Raw genomic sequence first — 16345 nt, 5'->3', positions numbered from 1 at the left:
GTAAAAAGGGGATTTAATATATGAATTATGAAGATTTTAAAGAAGTAATTCACGGAAGACGAAGTGTTAGAAAGTTTACAGATCAAGAAGTATCTACTAATGATATAAAAGAAATAATTGATTGTGCTCGTTACGCACCAAGTGATACGAATTCACAAACGTGGGAATTCTTAGTTATCATGAATCGAGAGAAGATTAAAGAAATTGAACAAATGACGTGGGATGCATTACATAAACTTGCGGCAAAAGCAGCAGAAAATGGAGAAGAGAAAGCAGGGAAATTACTTACACGTTCTTTCGGACCATATGCAACAGCTTTCTCGGAGGCACCAGTATTAATCGTATGTTTGGCAACACCATATGAATCAAAGTTCCGTGAAAAGATATTTGATCCAATTGCTTTTGTTCCAAATTCAGTTTGGGAGGAAGAAGGCATTAAGAGTAGCTGTTTAGCGGCACAAAACTTAATGTTAGCTGCACATGCAAAGGGACTTGGTACTTGTCCAATGACAGGGCCAGTATTGCTAGCTCAAGATGAACTGCGCCAATATTTACAAGTTGAGCCTGAAAAACAAATAAATATGGTTATTTCACTCGGATTTCCGAAAGATAAACCGAAGAAACTTCCAAGAAAAGAAGTAGATGAGATTACAACGTTTGTTTTTTAATTGCTGTATAGAAAAGACATTGAATTAACAATGTCTTTTTATTTTTGAGGGTATGTAATTCATATGTTGGGCTAAAATGATAGATAAGAGGAAATTACTATTTATTTCATAAAAAAAATTAATGTTCTATTAAGGAAAGTATGATACATTAATCGTGAGCAAGATTCTATTTGTTCATGAAAGTGTTGAAAGTAGTCTCAAAATTTAAAAGTTATTTTTGTATAATAAATTATAATGAAGTTACAGGGGGGATGAATTTTGAAAAAATTCATAATCACTGGATTGTCTGTATTGTTATTAGTTGGTTGCGGTGCTCCACAGGAAAAAGAGGACGCGCAATCAAAACAGGAAGAACAAGTTGTAAACGCAAGTGATGAGAATATGGTTGTATTTCCTGAAGGAGCAATGTCAATTGGAGAAGGGAAAGTAAAAGTTATTACTCCAGATGGTACTTCTGAAAACGGCAATATACCGACTGTATTCATCAAAAAGGATACGTTAATTCAGCAAGTTGAATTAGAACTTTCTAATTTTCAAAGTGATAAAGAAACATTCATATTTGTAGATCAAATGTATACAGATAAACATCAAGTAACTAGTACAACGCAGACAACAGTGCAGTTAAAAGAAAAAACGCTGGAAACAGGTAGTCATACAATTACTGCAGTTCAGTATGAAAACAATGACCCGAAAGGAAAGGTTATTAGTTTTAATCAAGCAACATTTGAGACAAAACCTGCGTCTTAATAAGAATAAAAAGTACATTACTCAAAAAGTAGTGTGCTTTTTTGTTTGGACTAGAGTGTGCAAGAGTGAATAACTTATTTCATTTTCTAATACGATTAAATAGGAAGTAATCACTTGTTACTACTATGACAGAGAAAGAGGTTGAAGATGTGAATCGGTGTATTCGTATCGTCTTGATTAGTATGATGATGGCAGTATTTTGGTTTACGATACAAGAGATGATTCAAGCTACGCTCAATTATCAAATTCATGACTTATTAATAGGAGCTATTTGTTTTACCATTGTTTATCTATTATATCCCGCACTAACGGGCAGTAAGACCTTACCTTAAAACTCGGTATAGGTGAGGAGATTAGGTGGGAGATCAACTGCCTGTAAATGCACGATTGATGAGGGCTGATAATCATTGGAGATGAACAAACTCTCCAATGATTAAAGTTTCACTTTATGATAAACTCGGATTAAGGTGAGTTTTGCAAGAAAAATGTAGGTATTTCATTTGAAATGTCGAATAGTACATACGATGTCGTAATAACAAATTTTCTATTGTTTACTGTGAAACAGGAGAAGGAGAGATAGTAATGAAACGAGCTCTTATAAATATTGATTATACATATGATTTTGTAGCTGAGAAAGGCGCTTTAACATGCGGGAAACCAGGACAGGAAATTGAGAAGGAAATTGTACATATAACGAAGCAATATATTGAAAATGGAGATTACGTTGTCTTTGCTATTGATAAACATGAAGAAAATGATGTATATCATCCAGAATCAAAGTTATTCCCGCCTCATAATATAGCTGGTACAAATGGAAGAGATTTGTTTGGTGAATTACAAGATGTGTACGAAACGTATAAAAATGCAGAGAATGTATATTACATGGATAAAACACGGTATAGTGCATTTGCAGGAACAGACTTAGAGATGAAGCTAAGAGAAAGAGGAATAGCAGAAGTTCATCTTGTAGGTGTTTGTACTGATATTTGTGTTCTTCATACAGCAGTAGATGCTTATAATAAAGGGTTTAAAATTGTTGTTTATGAAAAGGCGGTTGCATCTTTTAATGCACAAGGGCATGAATATGCACTTGGACATTTTAAGTCATGCCTACATGCAGAAGTGAAGTGAAAAAAGAGGCCTTTAAAAAAGGTCTCTTTTATTTGTCCTTGTTCATTGAAAACAGCTACCGCAACGCCTAATAAATTGAGTGGTCTTGATCCGACAACTTCTCTAATTTCTTCGATATACCCCATTGTAGGTAACCTCATTAAGGAAAAATAAGAGCATATAAACTATTCGTTATTATATAAATATATTCCTCTTTATAAATGTAAGAGATGTCAAATATCTCATGTGTTTTATTTGGTAAAATATACATCAAAAAAGGTCAAACAAAAACTTTGACCTTTTTTGACCAAATGTTATAATAAAGGCAGAAAGAGATAATCTTTCATTCATAAATAATAAGGAGGAAAAATATGCGTAATTTATTTCCAGAGATAACAAAACGTCAAAATGGTATTTTTGATTTTGGGCCTTCTTTATTAGAAGGGATGACAGATGCTTTCTTTAAGCCACTGAACATGGATACTTTTAAAGTAGATGTTCATGAGCAATCTGATAAATATACTGTGAAAGCAGATTTACCAGGTTTTCAAAAAGAAAACATTCAAGTTGATTTTGAACAAGATGTATTAACGATTCAAGCAACTAATCATAATGAAGTAGAAGAAAAAAATGAGAATGGCACATATATTCGTAAAGAACGTTCTATAGGTTCTGTAACTCGACGCTTTAGTTTTAAACAAGTTGAGGAAGAAAATGTTAAAGCAAATTATAAAGATGGCGTATTGACAATTGAATTGCCAAAATTGAAAGAAGAAAAAAGTAGTAAGACAACAATTAATATTGAATAAAAGAGCTGATAAATTCAGCTCTTTTTTTACGTAGTTAATGAATAAATGAGTTGAAATCGTAATGAGATGAATAAAGTTTTAACGTATAAAAAAATTTCACGATTTGCTCCCCCTTAGGTTATTAAAAAGGGTATATTTAAAGGGAAAGGAAAAAGAACACCTAGACATACTGTTTAAGGTGAATTAGTAATAGAGTCAAAATACATAGTAAGGATAGTGGCATTTTAGATTAGGATAATAGATTTTTCTGGAACAAACTTAGGCGATTATGAATTTTTTAATTAGTAAGGAAGTGGTTAAATGAGCTTATTAACGTATACTGAAGAATTTTTTAATTATGTAAGAGAGTTTTTACTTTTAAGATTTTTACTATTTGCTTTAGTTTTAATCATTATTTCTTTTGTAATAAACCGTATTATTGATTGGTTTTTTAGGAAATCAAGCTTTTTTGATGAAGAGGTAGAGCAGACGATTCAAAGTGTAATTCGATCTATTTTTAGATATATTATTATCATCAGTCTTATCATATATTTAATTAGCCAATTTGTAGATATAAAAAGTATTATTGCAGGTGCAGGGATAGCTGGAGTTGTCATCGGTTTTGCTGCACAACAGATGCTAAAAGATGTTATATTAGGCTTTGCAAGATTAGCGGACAAAGAGTTTCGGGTTGGTGATTTTGTAACTTTTAACGGAACAAATTCAGGAACTATTGAAGAGATTAGTATTCGTTTTATGCAAATTCGTGAATGGTCAGGAAAACTACTTACCATCCCGCACGGAGAGATTAGAACGATACAAAATTTTAATAAAGGATGGATGCGTGTAATTGAACGCATAACGGTAAGTTATCAGGAAGATCCAACAAGAGTGAAGGAATTGTTAGAAGAAGTATGTATTATATGTAATGAAGAATTGAATCAAACTCTTTATAGAGTAGAGGATGAGGCTGTTGAACCATTTAAATACGTCGGTGTTACAGACTTAAATCCTAACTTGAAATATGTTGGCTATGAATTTTGTATTACAGGTTTAATAAAGCCAGAAGATTATTTTGAAACTTCTAGACAAGTAAGATTTGAATTAATGTCTATGTTCCATAAGAATCAAGTGCAAATGCCAGCAGCGAATATGGTTGTTACTACTGAAGGTTTACAGCATATCCATGGTGGACAATCTTTATCGGACAGCTAAAGTAGAATCGTTTGTTAACAAAAATTCTGCTTCCAACATTGGATAGAATAACAATAATAAAATGATTGATATAAAGAAAGGGCTGAAGGAATTCGGTTCTTTTTTTATTTATAGAATTTAGAAATTTCTTAATGTTATAATTGTAGTTGGTGATGAGAATGAACTTTGAAGAAAAAGAGATGCGTCGTTTAGAAGCATTAAAAGAAATTGCTGAATTATTAAATGAAGCAACAAACTTACAGCATATGTTGGAAAAAGTGTTGCATACATTGTTACAAGTAATGAATTTACAAACAGGGTGGATATTCTTTATTGATGAAAGTGGAAAGCACAGCATGCTTGTAGACGAAAATTTACCAGAGGCTCTTACGTGGCAAAAGAAGAAGCCGATGTGTGAAGGAAACTGTTGGTGTGTAGAACGTTTTGTGAATGGGAGATTGGAAAAAGCGACTAATATTATTGAATGTAAGCGAATAGAAGATGCAATTGAATGTAATTGGGGAGAGACAGAAGATGTTACACATCATGCGACAATTCCGCTTAGGTCTGGATCAGAAAAATTTGGTCTACTAAATGTGGCTGCACCTCATAAGACTCATTTTTCTGAGGAAGAGTTAGCGTTATTAGAATCAATTGCATTTCAAATTGGAACGACAATACAACGTATTCAATTAGTTGAGAAAGAACGTAAATATGTAGTGGTAGCGGAAAGAAATCGACTTGCACGTGATTTACATGATTCAGTAAAACAATTGTTATTTTCTATTATGCTAACAGCGAAAGGTACTCTGAATATGACGCAAGATAGAGAATTGCAAGAGATGTTAAGTTATATTGGGGAATTATCACAAGAAGCATTACAAGAGATGACGCTATTAATTTGGCAATTAAGACCTGAAGGATTGGAGAAAGGATTAGCAGAAGCAATTCAAAATTACGGGAAGTTATTAGGAGTTCAAGTGGAAGTTCGAATTGATGGGATGGTTTCAATTGGGGATGAAATAGAAGAAGTTTTATGGCGTATTAGCCAAGAGGCGCTACATAATTGTAAAAAGCATGCTTCGTGTGAAAAGGTACATATTCTTTTGAAAATAGAAAATAACCAGTTACATTTTTACATAGAAGACAATGGAATAGGATTTATACAAGAACAAGTAAGGGAATCAGCACTTGGCCTGAAAAGTATGAAGGAACGTATTCAGTTAATGAAGGGATCGTTTCAAATTATAACAGAGCTGAAAAAGGGTACAAAAATAGAAATTCAATTGCCGATTTGAAGGGGAGAATAAGGTTGAAGATTAAACTGCTACTAGTTGAGGACCATCATATCGTTCGAAGAGGACTTGTATTCTTTTTGAAAACGAGAGAAGAATTTGAAATTATTGGGGAAGCGGAAAATGGCGAAGAGGCATTACATTTCATGCAAAAAGAAAGACCAGATGTCGTACTAATGGATGTATCGATGCCGAAAATGGATGGAATTGAGGCAACAAAACGTCTAAAGCAATATGATGAGACAATAAAGGTACTTATATTAAGTAGTTTTTCAGAGCAAGATTATGTTATACCAGCACTTGAAGCTGGAGCAGATGGTTATCAATTAAAAGAAGTACAACCTGAGCAACTTGTCGCTTCTATTATTGCAGTACATCAAGGAAATGCGAATTTTCACCCGAAAGTAACACCTGCATTAATGGGGCGTTCTGCAGTAAAGAAGGAAGTAGAAAATCCTTTTTCAATGTTAACGAAAAGAGAGCAAGAGGTACTTCGCGAAATTGCGAAAGGAAGAAGCAACAAGGAGATTGCAGCAGAACTTCATATTACAGAACAAACTGTGAAAACACACGTTTCAAACGTTTTAGCTAAATTGGAAGTGGATGATCGTACGCAAGCCGCATTATACGCAGTGAAACATGGAGAGAATTATTCATAAGCATGAATAATTCTGTTATATCGTATGACAGAATACATAGGAGCAATTAAAATTTATAGTAATCCCTAATATAGGTTTTTCTTCTTTCGATAATTAGGTACAATAAAGTGAAACTCTAATCAGTGGGGGACCATCCCCACTGATGATTAGTTTAACTAATCGGTTTTTACAGGATAAAGCTACGATGGAAGGGGAGGATATGCTATGCCTGGTACAAGAAGTGGGATTGGAAAGATTCAGGCTTCGTTAAATGGTTTATCACCGAAATTGCGAAGTATTGCCGAACATATTTTGAAACATCCACAAGATGTTGTACATAAATCTATTACAGAATTAGCTGAAGTTACGAATAGTTCCGAAGCTACGATATTCCGCTTATGTAAAAACCTTGGTTTGCAAGGTTTTCAAGATTTAAAGATTACATTAGCTCGTGAAATTGTACATACACCGATGCAAAATATTCATGAAGAGGTATCAGCAGAAGATAGTATGGTAACTGTTGCTAAAAAAGTTTTTCATTCGCATATTACAGGACTGCAAGATACTTTACATTTGCTTAATGAAAGGGCACTTGAGCAGGCTGTACGAGCCTTACAAGAAGCAAGTCGAATTGAGTTTTATGGAAATGGTGGCTCTGGTATTATTGCAATGGATGCGTATCATAAGTTTATGAGAACGGGTATTTCTTGTATCGCTCATACTGATTCGCATTTTCAAATTATGGGAGCAGGTTTACTCTCAGAAAATTCAGTTGTTATTGGTATTTCTCATTCTGGTAGCAATAAAGGATTACTTGAAGCGTTAGAAGTAGCGAAAGCAAGAGGAGCCAAAATTATTGCGATTACGAGCTATAAGAAATCAGCATTAAGTCAACTTGCTGATATAACGTTATATACATCAACACGTGAGACTGAATTCCGCACAGAAGCAAGTTCATCACGATTAGCACAGTTAAGCTTATTAGATACTTTGTATGTAGGGTTGTCGTTGCAGCGACAAGAGGAAACTCTAAAAAATTTACAAAGTATACGTGAAACGATTTCGATGAAGCGAATATAAAAAAAGCTCTTCAAATGAAGAGCTTTCAGACTGTAGACAAACTATTTTTGGAGAGTTCAAATGCTAAAAATAGTTTGTTTCTTATTTTAGGGATAATTTATCCAATGGAATTTATATGTAGTGCTTTCTATACTATAATTTACTATAAGTGAGGAAGATGTCTTATGAAAATATCTGTTTATGTTGCAAGTGCATTTAGCAAGGAGCATAAAGGCGGAAATAAAGCAGGAGTGGTATTTATTGAGAATACAAATACATTGACCACTACTCAAAAAATCGAAATAGCCAAACAACTGGGTTATGCGGAAACCGCATTTATATCAGAATCTGAAATTGCTGATTATAAATTTGAGTATTTTACTCCAAAAGAAGAAGTTGATTTATGTGGTCATGCCACAATTGGCTCTTTCGCGATACTGATGTATTTAAATAAACTTTTCAGGAATCGCTATACGATTGAAACGAACAGCGGTGTTCTTACTATCACTATAAAAGATGACATCATATTCATGGAACAAAATAAACCGAGATTCTATGATGTTGTATCTCCAAACGAGTTCATCGACTGTTTTGATAGTAAAGATATAGACAATAAATACCCAATTCAAATTGTCTCCACTGGCTTAAAAGATATTTTAATTCCTATAAAAAGCGAAATACAATTACATGCACTGCAACCTAATTTTGAAAAAATTAAAGAAATCAGCAAGTATTATAATGTTGTCGGGATGCATTTATATACTTTTAATGACAATCGAATTATATGCAGAAATTTTGCTCCACTATACGACATTAATGAAGAAGCAGCGACTGGAACTTCAAACGGTGCATTAGCTTGCTATCTTTATGAACAGCACTATTTGCAAAAAGAAGTCTATGTATTTGAACAAGGTTATTCTTTACACTCGCCTTCCGAAATATTAGTTAAATTAGCAACCAATAGCAAGAATAAAATAGAAAAAGTTTATGTTGGTGGCAAAGGCTATTACTGTGAAACTAAGTGTTTAAATATAGAAAATATTGAGTGAAGAGCTTTTTTATCGATGAGAAGTTTGTTACTTTATTTTGTTTTAGAAATGTATGACTTACTTATAGTCAGTGATAAACTCTCATTTTTAAAAATTTAAAATAAAGACCGATTTATGTAATAATTCAAATATTGTTCATAATTTCACAAATTGTTTATGAAGTGTCATGTTATGATGAAGATGTAATGATGATTGAACACTTAAATTTGGTACAATAACTAGCCAAAGTAGTGAAGAAAGTAGTTGTGAGATAAACTCATTAAAATGCTAAAACACTAAAGGGGAGATCACATATGAAAGCAGTAGTGGTTAATAAAAACAGCAAAGCAAACATCGAAGTGATTGAAAAAGAATTACGTCCGTTACACTCAGGTGAAGCGTTAGTAGATGTAGAGTATTGTGGAGTTTGCCACACTGATTTACACGTTGCGAATCATGATTTTGGTAACACTGATGGCCGTATTCTTGGTCATGAGGGTGTAGGTATTGTTACGAAAATAGCTGATGATGTTACTTCACTAAAGATAGGTGACCGTGTAAGTATTGCATGGATGTTCCAATCTTGTGGACGTTGTGAATATTGCGTAACTGGTAGAGAAACATTTTGCCGTGAAGTTAAAAACGCTGGTTATTCAGTGGATGGTGGTATGGCTGAACAATGTATCGTTACAGCTGATTATGCGGTAAAAGTACCAGAAGGATTAGATCCTGCTCAAGCATCATCAATTACTTGTGCTGGTGTAACTACATATAAAGCTATTAAAGTATCAGATATTAAACCTAGTCAACCTATTGTAATCTATGGCTGCGGTGGATTAGGTAACTTAGCTATCCAATATGCTAAAAATGTATTTGGTGCAAAGGTAATCGCAGTAGACATTAATGACGATAAATTAGCCTTAGCGAAAGAAGTTGGTGCTGATATGACTATCAATCCAATTTCTCAAGGTCCTGCTGATAAAATTGTGCAAGAGAAGTTTGGTGGCGCTTATGCTGCGGTAGTAACAGCAGTCTCTAAAGTAGCCTTTAACTCAGCAGTTGATGCAGTACGTGCTTGCGGTAAAGTAGTTGCAGTAGGGCTACCAGTAGAAACAATGGACTTAAACATCCCACGACTTGTACTGGATGGAATTGAAGTAGTTGGTTCTCTAGTTGGTACTCGTAAAGATTTGGAAGAGGCGTTTATGTTTGGGGCAGAAGGAAAAGTAGTGCCGGTTGTTCAAACTTGTTCGCTAGATAAAGTACAAAATGTATTCGAAGAAATGGAACAAGGTAGAATTCAAGGGCGTATGGTAATTGATTTTAAAAAACATAATTGTGATTGCAAATAATTCACTTTAAATATAAAAAACATGAGTCTAGCAAAGGACATGTAAAAAAGTTAGACAGCATAAGAAGATGATCCCTGTATTTAATAGGGATCATCTTCTTTATTTTCTACTAATATCGATGCCAATTAATACTTCATTAATGAGAAATGATTAAAGGTTTACTTTATTTGCAAACGAAAAGGAATCTTTATGTTTAACAAATTTTTTATGATCTGGAACGTTTTGAATTGCTACAATTTGCGAATCTCTTGCTTTCAGTGCATCTTGAATCCCGATGGTCATAAGCTTAATAAATAGAATCGTAATAAAGAATGAAGCGAGAGTATAAAAAATAATCCACCATGAAAGATTCATTTCATTACGATTTAATCCAATAAGACCTGCCCAATCATTAGATAGAGAAACAGGTTTGGGCACTCCGTCATAGAGTTCACGCATTTGTATGCCGCCAATTACAATGTTAAGCAACGCTAAATGGATAACGAGTATGAGTGTTTGGACGATATGTTCCATAAATAATACAAATAAGCGGTCAAGTAATAAGACTCGTAAGTGTTTTTTTATAATATGAAAACGACTAGCCCCCAGTAATTGTGAACTTAAGATGTAATCTTGTTTCATAAATTCATCAACCTCTGAGGATATGTATAAAGAAAGTGTAGGCAGAGCGACGAAAATAAGTACGAGTACTTGATAAAACGTAAATGAAATATTTGGATCTACCCCATCAGCATTTGATGTGATTATAATATTAACGGGCGTGATGAGTATGAATGCGATAAATAGAGTTGGAATGTAATAAAAAACTTCTGAGCATGACTGGAAAAATCTCTTGAGTTTTGGAGCAAATAAACTTAAGAGGATTCCTATACATGTTCCGCATAAAATTCGAAAGAAGCTAATTGCCATGGCTAATAAAATAGTGAATTTTGCTCCTTCTACAATTTGTAAGAAAACAGACTCTCCAAAACGATCAGATCCAAAAGGTGGAATTAACGATGGCGGAAAGGGGGCCTTTCCAAGTAATTCGTTATTGTCATTGTAAAGTAACTGAGGAGGTTTTGGGATGTTATCTTTAAAGAACCAACTATAAATAAAACTAGCTGAAATAAGTATGAATAGATAAGTAAAGCCGATTAAAAAGCGTTTTGATTTCCAAATAGATTTCATAATGATACTCCTTTCAATTGCTTTTTCCATCTATTCATCATGAATGAGACTATTTGGAAAATAGCATAAAATGGTAAAATAATCATAACAAGTATGATAAATGCAGCTGGAGGTGAAACAAACGCCTTATTAAATAAAAATTGAATAATGCCTTCCATATTAAAAACAAATTCTAAAATGAATAAATTAGAAAGTAAGAAAACAAAAATCGTTTTTAAATGGTGGAAGAAGTGGATAGATATATTTTTGAATAAATGAATGCATAGTATATAACTTGATGAAAGGCCTTTTCCATATGCAACCTCTACGTAATGTTTTCCTTGCTCTTCTTTTATGTATAACACCATCATCCGAAACATTTGTAATGTAGGTAAGACAGCTAATGATAAAATAGGGAGTAAATAAGCTCGATTTTCATTAAAGGAAATAATAGTGACAGGAGATTCCCCAAATTTCTGAAGTACCCATATGAAAAATATTTGCAAACAGATCATCATCATCATATCAGGGACAGCTTCTAATATGAACACAATTCGGTTTATCCATTTTTTTATATAATCTTTTGCTAAAAAATAAAAAAATGCCATGCTAGATGATAAAAAGAGAGCAAGAAAAAAGGCTAAAAATAATATAGTAAATGAATATAGGTAAGGTTCTAAAACAGTTGGAAATAATGGTGTTTTTTTGAAATGGCCAAACTTCGGGTCTGATCCTATAATCACTAATGATTCAGGGGAAAAAACTTGTTTTAACATAGTAACGGTCTGATTAAAAAAATAAATTGGTTGAAAGGTAAATCCTTGTTGAGTGATAAATAAATAAGGTAAATTTAATAATAGTAAGAGTGATAAAAGAATTGATGAAAGCTTAATTGTGAATTGAGATATTTTATTTAACATTAAATCCCTCCGACATCTTTTTACAACATTATACAATAAATTTCGTGTTATTGTTTTTATTTTTCTGAAAAATAAAAATACTTTTCGGTTTTATAGTATGCAAGATATATTTACAAGATAAAAAAGTGATAGTAGGGGGCCACGCTCTATGTTTATCAAGATAAAAGACTAGTGAACCTAAAACAATAAATATGAGTAAAATGCACAGAATTCTCATTCTGCGGTTAGTTACTTTTCTTGGCTTGATGGTGATGTTACGTGACCGCTAAAAATGAATATTGCTTTTCAACTTTTTCTTCAAGCAAATAAGTAGAACGTATGGAGGATTATGTATGTGTTGTTAATGAGAGGAAAGAGTGTATTGCGTAACGAATATAACGTAATTTTACCGCATGGAAAAGCTAAATTTAGTATATAAGTGAAATGGAATGAGGGGATTTATTTTTGGTATGAAAAAAATTTTCTTTTTATAACTTGATAAATGAAAAAATATTTTATATACTAATTCATGTAAACGGTTTACTAAATCGTATTTTGCTAGTAATGAAGGGAAGATTCGCATGGAAACAAGGGGGAGAGTAATCGGGATTGATATCGGTACCACAAGTACAAAAACGGTTGTGTTCACAGAAAAAGGAAAAGTCATTGCATCACATGCAATCGATTACCCAATTATTCAACCGAATGTAGGATGGGCTGAGCAAGATCCTGATGTAATATGTGCCGCTGTATACAAAAGTGTAAGCGTTGCCATTGAAAAAGGTAATGTATTACCAGAAGATATTTCTTCAATCGGTATTAGTACAGCTATGCACGCATTAATTGCAGTAGATGAAAATGGTGCGCCATTAACGCGTTCTATCATTTGGGCAGATAATCGAAGTACGAAGCAATCAGAAAAATTATTACAACAAATGAATGGGCATGAAATTTATAGACGTACAGGTACACCGATTCATCCGATGTCACCACTTTCTAAATTGTTATGGATGAAAGAAGAGGAACCAGAGTTATATACAAGTGCCTATAAATTCATTTCCATTAAAGAGTATGTGATTTACCAATTATTTTCACGCTACGTAGTTGATTATTCGATTGCTTCTGCTACAGGGTTATTTAATTTAGAAACATTAAACTGGGATGAAGATGTTTTAACTATGTTACATATGTCACCAGAACAATTATCAACCCCTGTACCAACTACATATATTTTATCAGGTATGAAGCCAGAGTTAGCACAGAAGATGGGGATAAGTGCAGAAACACCAATTGTCATCGGAGCAAGTGATGGGGTTCTTGCAAATGTAGGAGTTGGTGCGATATCACCGGGTGCGGCTGCAATTACGATTGGAACGAGTGGTGCGGTTCGAACAATCTCATCAAATATAAATACAGATGAGAAAGGGAGAACGTTTTGTTACGCATTAACAGATGAGCACTGGGTAATCGGTGGTCCAACGAATAACGGCGGAATATTACTGAGATGGTTACGTGATGAATTTGGTAGTCCAGAGCAAGAAGTAGCAAGAAAGCTCGGCATTGATCCTTATGATTTATTAATTAAATATGCAGAAAGCGTACCAGCTGGAGCGGATGGGCTATTGTTCTTACCTTTCTTATCTGGAGAACGCGCACCTTACTGGAATGCAAATGCTCGTGGTACATTCTTTGGAATCAATCTTCAACATAAGCGAGAACATTTTATACGTGCAGTGATGGAAGGTGTTTGTATGAGTGTATATTCAGTAGCACTCGCAATCAGGGATTGTACAGGGCCACTTACTGAAATACGAGTTTCAGGAGGGTTTGCAAAATCTGCATTTTGGAGACAAATGTTGTCCGATATGATGGGAAAAGAATTGCTTGTACCTGAAAGTCATGAAGCATCTGCGCTTGGGGCAGCGGCAGTTGCTTTATATGCTGTAGGAAAAATTGATTCTCTTGAAGAGGTAAAGGATTGGATTGATATTGTCCATCACCATGTACCGAATAAAGAAAATACGGCTATATATTTAGAAATGTTTTATATGTATGAACGACTTTACAATCGCTTGAAAGAAGAATTTGATTGTATAGCTGCTTTCCAACGTAAACAATAGGGGGATTGGGAGAAATGGTAGTTGGGATCGTACTAGCGGCAGTTGTCATACTACTTTTACTTATTACGGTAGTAAAATGGCATCCATTTGTCGCATTAATTTTAACAGCAATTGGTGTAGGATTAGCAATGGGAATGCCTTTAATTGGAACTTCACCAAAAGATCCAGGGATTATTGATTCTATTAAACTAGGGCTTGGTAATACGTTAGGGTTTTTAGCGATAGTTTTAGCACTAGGAACGATGCTTGGAAAAATGATGGCCGAATCTGGTGGTGCTGAACGTATCGCTAACACATTAATTAATCGTTTTGGGAAGAAACGAGTTCACTGGGCGATGATGTTCGTTGCATTTTTAGTAGGGATTCCGGTATTTTTCCAAGTTGGATTTGTACTATTAATTCCGTTAGTATTTACAATTGCGTTAGAAACTGGGGTATCACTTATTACAATTGGTATTCCGCTAGTAGCAGGACTGTCAGTCGTACACGGACTTGTTCCACCGCATCCAGCGGCAATGGCGGCAGTTGGTATTTTTAAAGCAGATGTAGGGAAGACAATTTTATATGCGTTAATTGTCGGACTTCCAACTGCAATTATTTCAGGTCCACTTTACGGGAAATGGATTGGTGCTCGTATACATAAGGAAGTACCATTAGATATAGCGGAGCAATTTGTTGAGAAAGATAATAAAAAAGAGCTTCCTAGCTTTTGGAATACATTGTTTACAATTTTACTTCCAGTATTTCTTATGCTTGGTGCATCAATAGCAGAAGTTGCATTAAATAAAACGAGTCAACTAGCACAAGTATTACACTTTATTGGAGATCCGATTGTGGCTTTATTAATTGCAACCATTTACTCTTTCTTTAGTCTTGGATATGCAAAAGGTTTCTCAAAAGATAAAGTGTTACAATTTACAAATGATTGCCTTGGACCTATTGCAAACATATTGTTAGTGATTGGTGCAGGCGGCGCATTTAATAAAGTATTATTAGATTCTGGAATTGGAACGACAATTGCAGATATGGCGAAAGAATCACATATTTCACCGATATTATTAGGGTGGGGAATTGCGGCACTAATCCGAATTGCAACTGGATCGGCAACTGTTTCTATGATGACAGCAGCTGGTATTGTTGCGCCGATTGCAGCAAGCACACCAGGTGTAAATGTTGAATTATTAGCACTTGCAACTGGTGCAGGGTCATTAATTTTATCACACGTGAATGATTCAGGATTTTGGATGATTAAAGAGTATTTCGGAATGACTGTGAAAGAAACATTATTAACATGGACTGCAATGGAGACTATATTATCTGTAGTAGCACTTGGGCTAATTTCGATATTAAATATATTTGTATAGAATAGGAGATTGATTAATATGAAACTAGGTTTAATTGGATTAGGAAAAATGGGATTTCCATTAGCTGAACACTTATATGAAGACAAGCATGAAGTAGTTGTATACGATGTAAATAAAGAGCTTGTTGAAAAGGCAGGAAAACTAGGAATTACTGCACGTCATACATTAAAAGAAATGATTGCTGAACTAGAAGCTCCTCGTACAATTTGGGTAATGGTGCCTGCAGGAGAAGTTGTAGAGTCAGTACTAAAAGATGTATATCCATTATTAGATGAAGGTGATATCGTTATTGAAGGCGGAAATTCATTCTATAAAGATACGTTACGCCGTGCTGAAGAAGCAAAAAGCTTCGGATTACATTATGTAGATATCGGTACATCAGGCGGTGTAGAAGGAGCTAGATACGGTGCTTGCTTAATGGTTGGTGGAGAAAAAGAAATTTACGACCAATTAGAACCTTTATTTAAAGATTTAGCAGTAGAAAATGGCTATTCTTATGCTGGCCGTGTTGGTAGTGGTCATTTCTTGAAAATGGTTCATAACGGTATTGAGTACGGCATGATGCAAGCAATCGCTGAAGGATTTGAAGTACTAGATAAGAGTGACTTTGATTTCAATTATGAAGATGTTGCAAAAGTATGGGCTAACGGATCAGTTATCCGTGGTTGGTTAATGGACTTAACTGAAAAAGCATTTGCAGAAGATCCGAAACTAGATGGCATTAAAGGTGTAATGAACTCTTCAGGAGAAGGAAAATGGACTGTTGAAACTGCACTTGAACTTCAAGCTGCAGCACCAGTTATCGCTATGTCATTATTTATGCGCTATCGTTCTCAGGAAGATGATACATTCCATGGAAAAGTAGTTTCAGCATTACGTAATCAGTTCGGTGGACATGAAGTTGTGAAAAAATAAGGATGTTTTTAAAAAGAAA

The 16345-nt window shown here is 34.2% G+C and carries 16 protein-coding genes and 1 pseudogene; 14 read left to right on the top strand and 3 right to left on the bottom strand.

Annotation, left to right across the window (positions count from 1 at the left end; translation table 11 throughout):
• The first annotated feature begins 20 nt into the window (after positions 1 to 20).
• From MR107_RS12510 to MR107_RS12495, 4 genes are all read left to right on the top strand, one after another.
• Entirely contained in the window at positions 21 to 668 is a 648-nt protein-coding gene (locus MR107_RS12510) for a nitroreductase family protein (protein WP_001105288.1), read from the top strand.
• A gap of 258 nt (positions 669 to 926) precedes the next feature.
• Positions 927 to 1415 (top strand): putative periplasmic lipoprotein, encoded by a 489-nt coding sequence (locus MR107_RS12505; RefSeq protein ID WP_000713494.1) that lies wholly within the window; start codon positions 927 to 929, stop codon positions 1413 to 1415.
• Positions 1416 to 1540: 125 nt separating this feature from the next.
• Positions 1541 to 1747, top strand: coding sequence for a hypothetical protein (locus MR107_RS12500; RefSeq protein WP_255854291.1), 207 nt, complete (start codon positions 1541 to 1543; stop codon positions 1745 to 1747).
• A gap of 250 nt (positions 1748 to 1997) precedes the next feature.
• Entirely contained in the window at positions 1998 to 2546 is a 549-nt protein-coding gene (locus tag MR107_RS12495) for a cysteine hydrolase family protein (protein WP_000816758.1), read from the top strand.
• A gap of 29 nt (positions 2547 to 2575) precedes the next feature.
• Here MR107_RS12495 and MR107_RS12490 read toward each other — a convergent pair.
• A pseudogene (locus MR107_RS12490) lies at positions 2576 to 2671 on the bottom strand (DNA mismatch repair protein MutT); the annotation flags it as partial.
• Between the two features lie 225 nt (positions 2672 to 2896).
• On the opposite strand from MR107_RS12490, the gene MR107_RS12485 reads away from it, so the two are divergent.
• The 7 genes from MR107_RS12485 (at position 2897) to adhP (ending at position 9879) form a co-directional block, all read left to right on the top strand.
• Positions 2897 to 3334 (top strand): Hsp20/alpha crystallin family protein, encoded by a 438-nt coding sequence (locus MR107_RS12485; protein ID WP_063245826.1) that lies wholly within the window; start codon positions 2897 to 2899, stop codon positions 3332 to 3334.
• A gap of 300 nt (positions 3335 to 3634) precedes the next feature.
• Positions 3635 to 4528, top strand: coding sequence for a mechanosensitive ion channel family protein (locus MR107_RS12480; RefSeq protein WP_000055426.1), 894 nt, complete (start codon positions 3635 to 3637; stop codon positions 4526 to 4528).
• A gap of 158 nt (positions 4529 to 4686) precedes the next feature.
• Positions 4687 to 5805, top strand: a complete 1119-nt coding sequence (gene casK / locus MR107_RS12475) for a two-component system sensor histidine kinase CasK (protein ID WP_001008471.1) — start codon at positions 4687 to 4689, stop codon at positions 5803 to 5805.
• Between the two features lie 14 nt (positions 5806 to 5819).
• On the top strand, positions 5820 to 6461 hold the full coding sequence (gene casR / locus MR107_RS12470) for a two-component system response regulator CasR (RefSeq protein WP_000694623.1): 642 nt from the start codon (positions 5820 to 5822) through the stop codon (positions 6459 to 6461).
• Between the two features lie 204 nt (positions 6462 to 6665).
• Positions 6666 to 7520 (top strand): MurR/RpiR family transcriptional regulator, encoded by an 855-nt coding sequence (locus tag MR107_RS12465; protein WP_242292406.1) that lies wholly within the window; start codon positions 6666 to 6668, stop codon positions 7518 to 7520.
• Positions 7521 to 7684: 164 nt separating this feature from the next.
• On the top strand, positions 7685 to 8548 hold the full coding sequence (locus tag MR107_RS12460) for a PhzF family phenazine biosynthesis protein (protein ID WP_000704350.1): 864 nt from the start codon (positions 7685 to 7687) through the stop codon (positions 8546 to 8548).
• Between the two features lie 293 nt (positions 8549 to 8841).
• Positions 8842 to 9879 (top strand): alcohol dehydrogenase AdhP, encoded by a 1038-nt coding sequence (adhP, locus tag MR107_RS12455; RefSeq protein WP_000649120.1) that lies wholly within the window; start codon positions 8842 to 8844, stop codon positions 9877 to 9879.
• Positions 9880 to 10029: 150 nt separating this feature from the next.
• On the opposite strand, the gene MR107_RS12450 is transcribed toward adhP, so the two are convergent.
• Both MR107_RS12450 and MR107_RS12445 read right to left on the bottom strand, forming a co-directional pair.
• Positions 10030 to 11049: an ABC transporter permease gene (locus MR107_RS12450; RefSeq protein WP_000836566.1), complete on the bottom strand. Its 1020-nt coding sequence runs from the start codon at positions 11047 to 11049 to the stop codon at positions 10030 to 10032.
• Positions 11046 to 11948, bottom strand: coding sequence for an ABC transporter permease subunit (locus MR107_RS12445; RefSeq protein WP_000932683.1), 903 nt, complete (start codon positions 11946 to 11948; stop codon positions 11046 to 11048). The genes MR107_RS12450 and MR107_RS12445 overlap by 4 nt, the downstream gene beginning before the upstream one ends.
• A 560-nt stretch (positions 11949 to 12508) precedes the next feature.
• On the opposite strand from MR107_RS12445, the gene gntK reads away from it, so the two are divergent.
• The 3 genes from gntK to gnd are packed head-to-tail and all read left to right on the top strand — an operon-like array spanning position 12509 to position 16326.
• Positions 12509 to 14047 carry a gluconokinase gene (gene gntK / locus MR107_RS12440; RefSeq protein ID WP_000449999.1) on the top strand — a complete coding sequence of 513 codons (1539 nt, stop codon included), beginning with the start codon at positions 12509 to 12511 and terminating at the stop codon, positions 14045 to 14047.
• A gap of 14 nt (positions 14048 to 14061) precedes the next feature.
• Positions 14062 to 15411 carry a GntP family permease gene (locus MR107_RS12435; protein ID WP_000260208.1) on the top strand — a complete coding sequence of 450 codons (1350 nt, stop codon included), beginning with the start codon at positions 14062 to 14064 and terminating at the stop codon, positions 15409 to 15411.
• An 18-nt stretch (positions 15412 to 15429) separates the two neighbouring features.
• Complete coding sequence (gene gnd / locus MR107_RS12430) at positions 15430 to 16326, top strand: phosphogluconate dehydrogenase (NAD(+)-dependent, decarboxylating) (RefSeq protein ID WP_000765995.1); 897 nt, start codon at positions 15430 to 15432, stop codon at positions 16324 to 16326.
• Positions 16327 to 16345 lie beyond the last annotated feature (19 nt).

The sequence above is a fragment of the Bacillus cereus group sp. BfR-BA-01441 genome, assembly GCF_022663075.1.
GTDB classification, from domain to species: Bacteria; Bacillota; Bacilli; order Bacillales; family Bacillaceae_G; genus Bacillus_A; species Bacillus_A cereus.
Note: the sequence above shows the minus strand (reverse complement) of the source record. Positions and strands in the feature narration are given on the sequence as shown.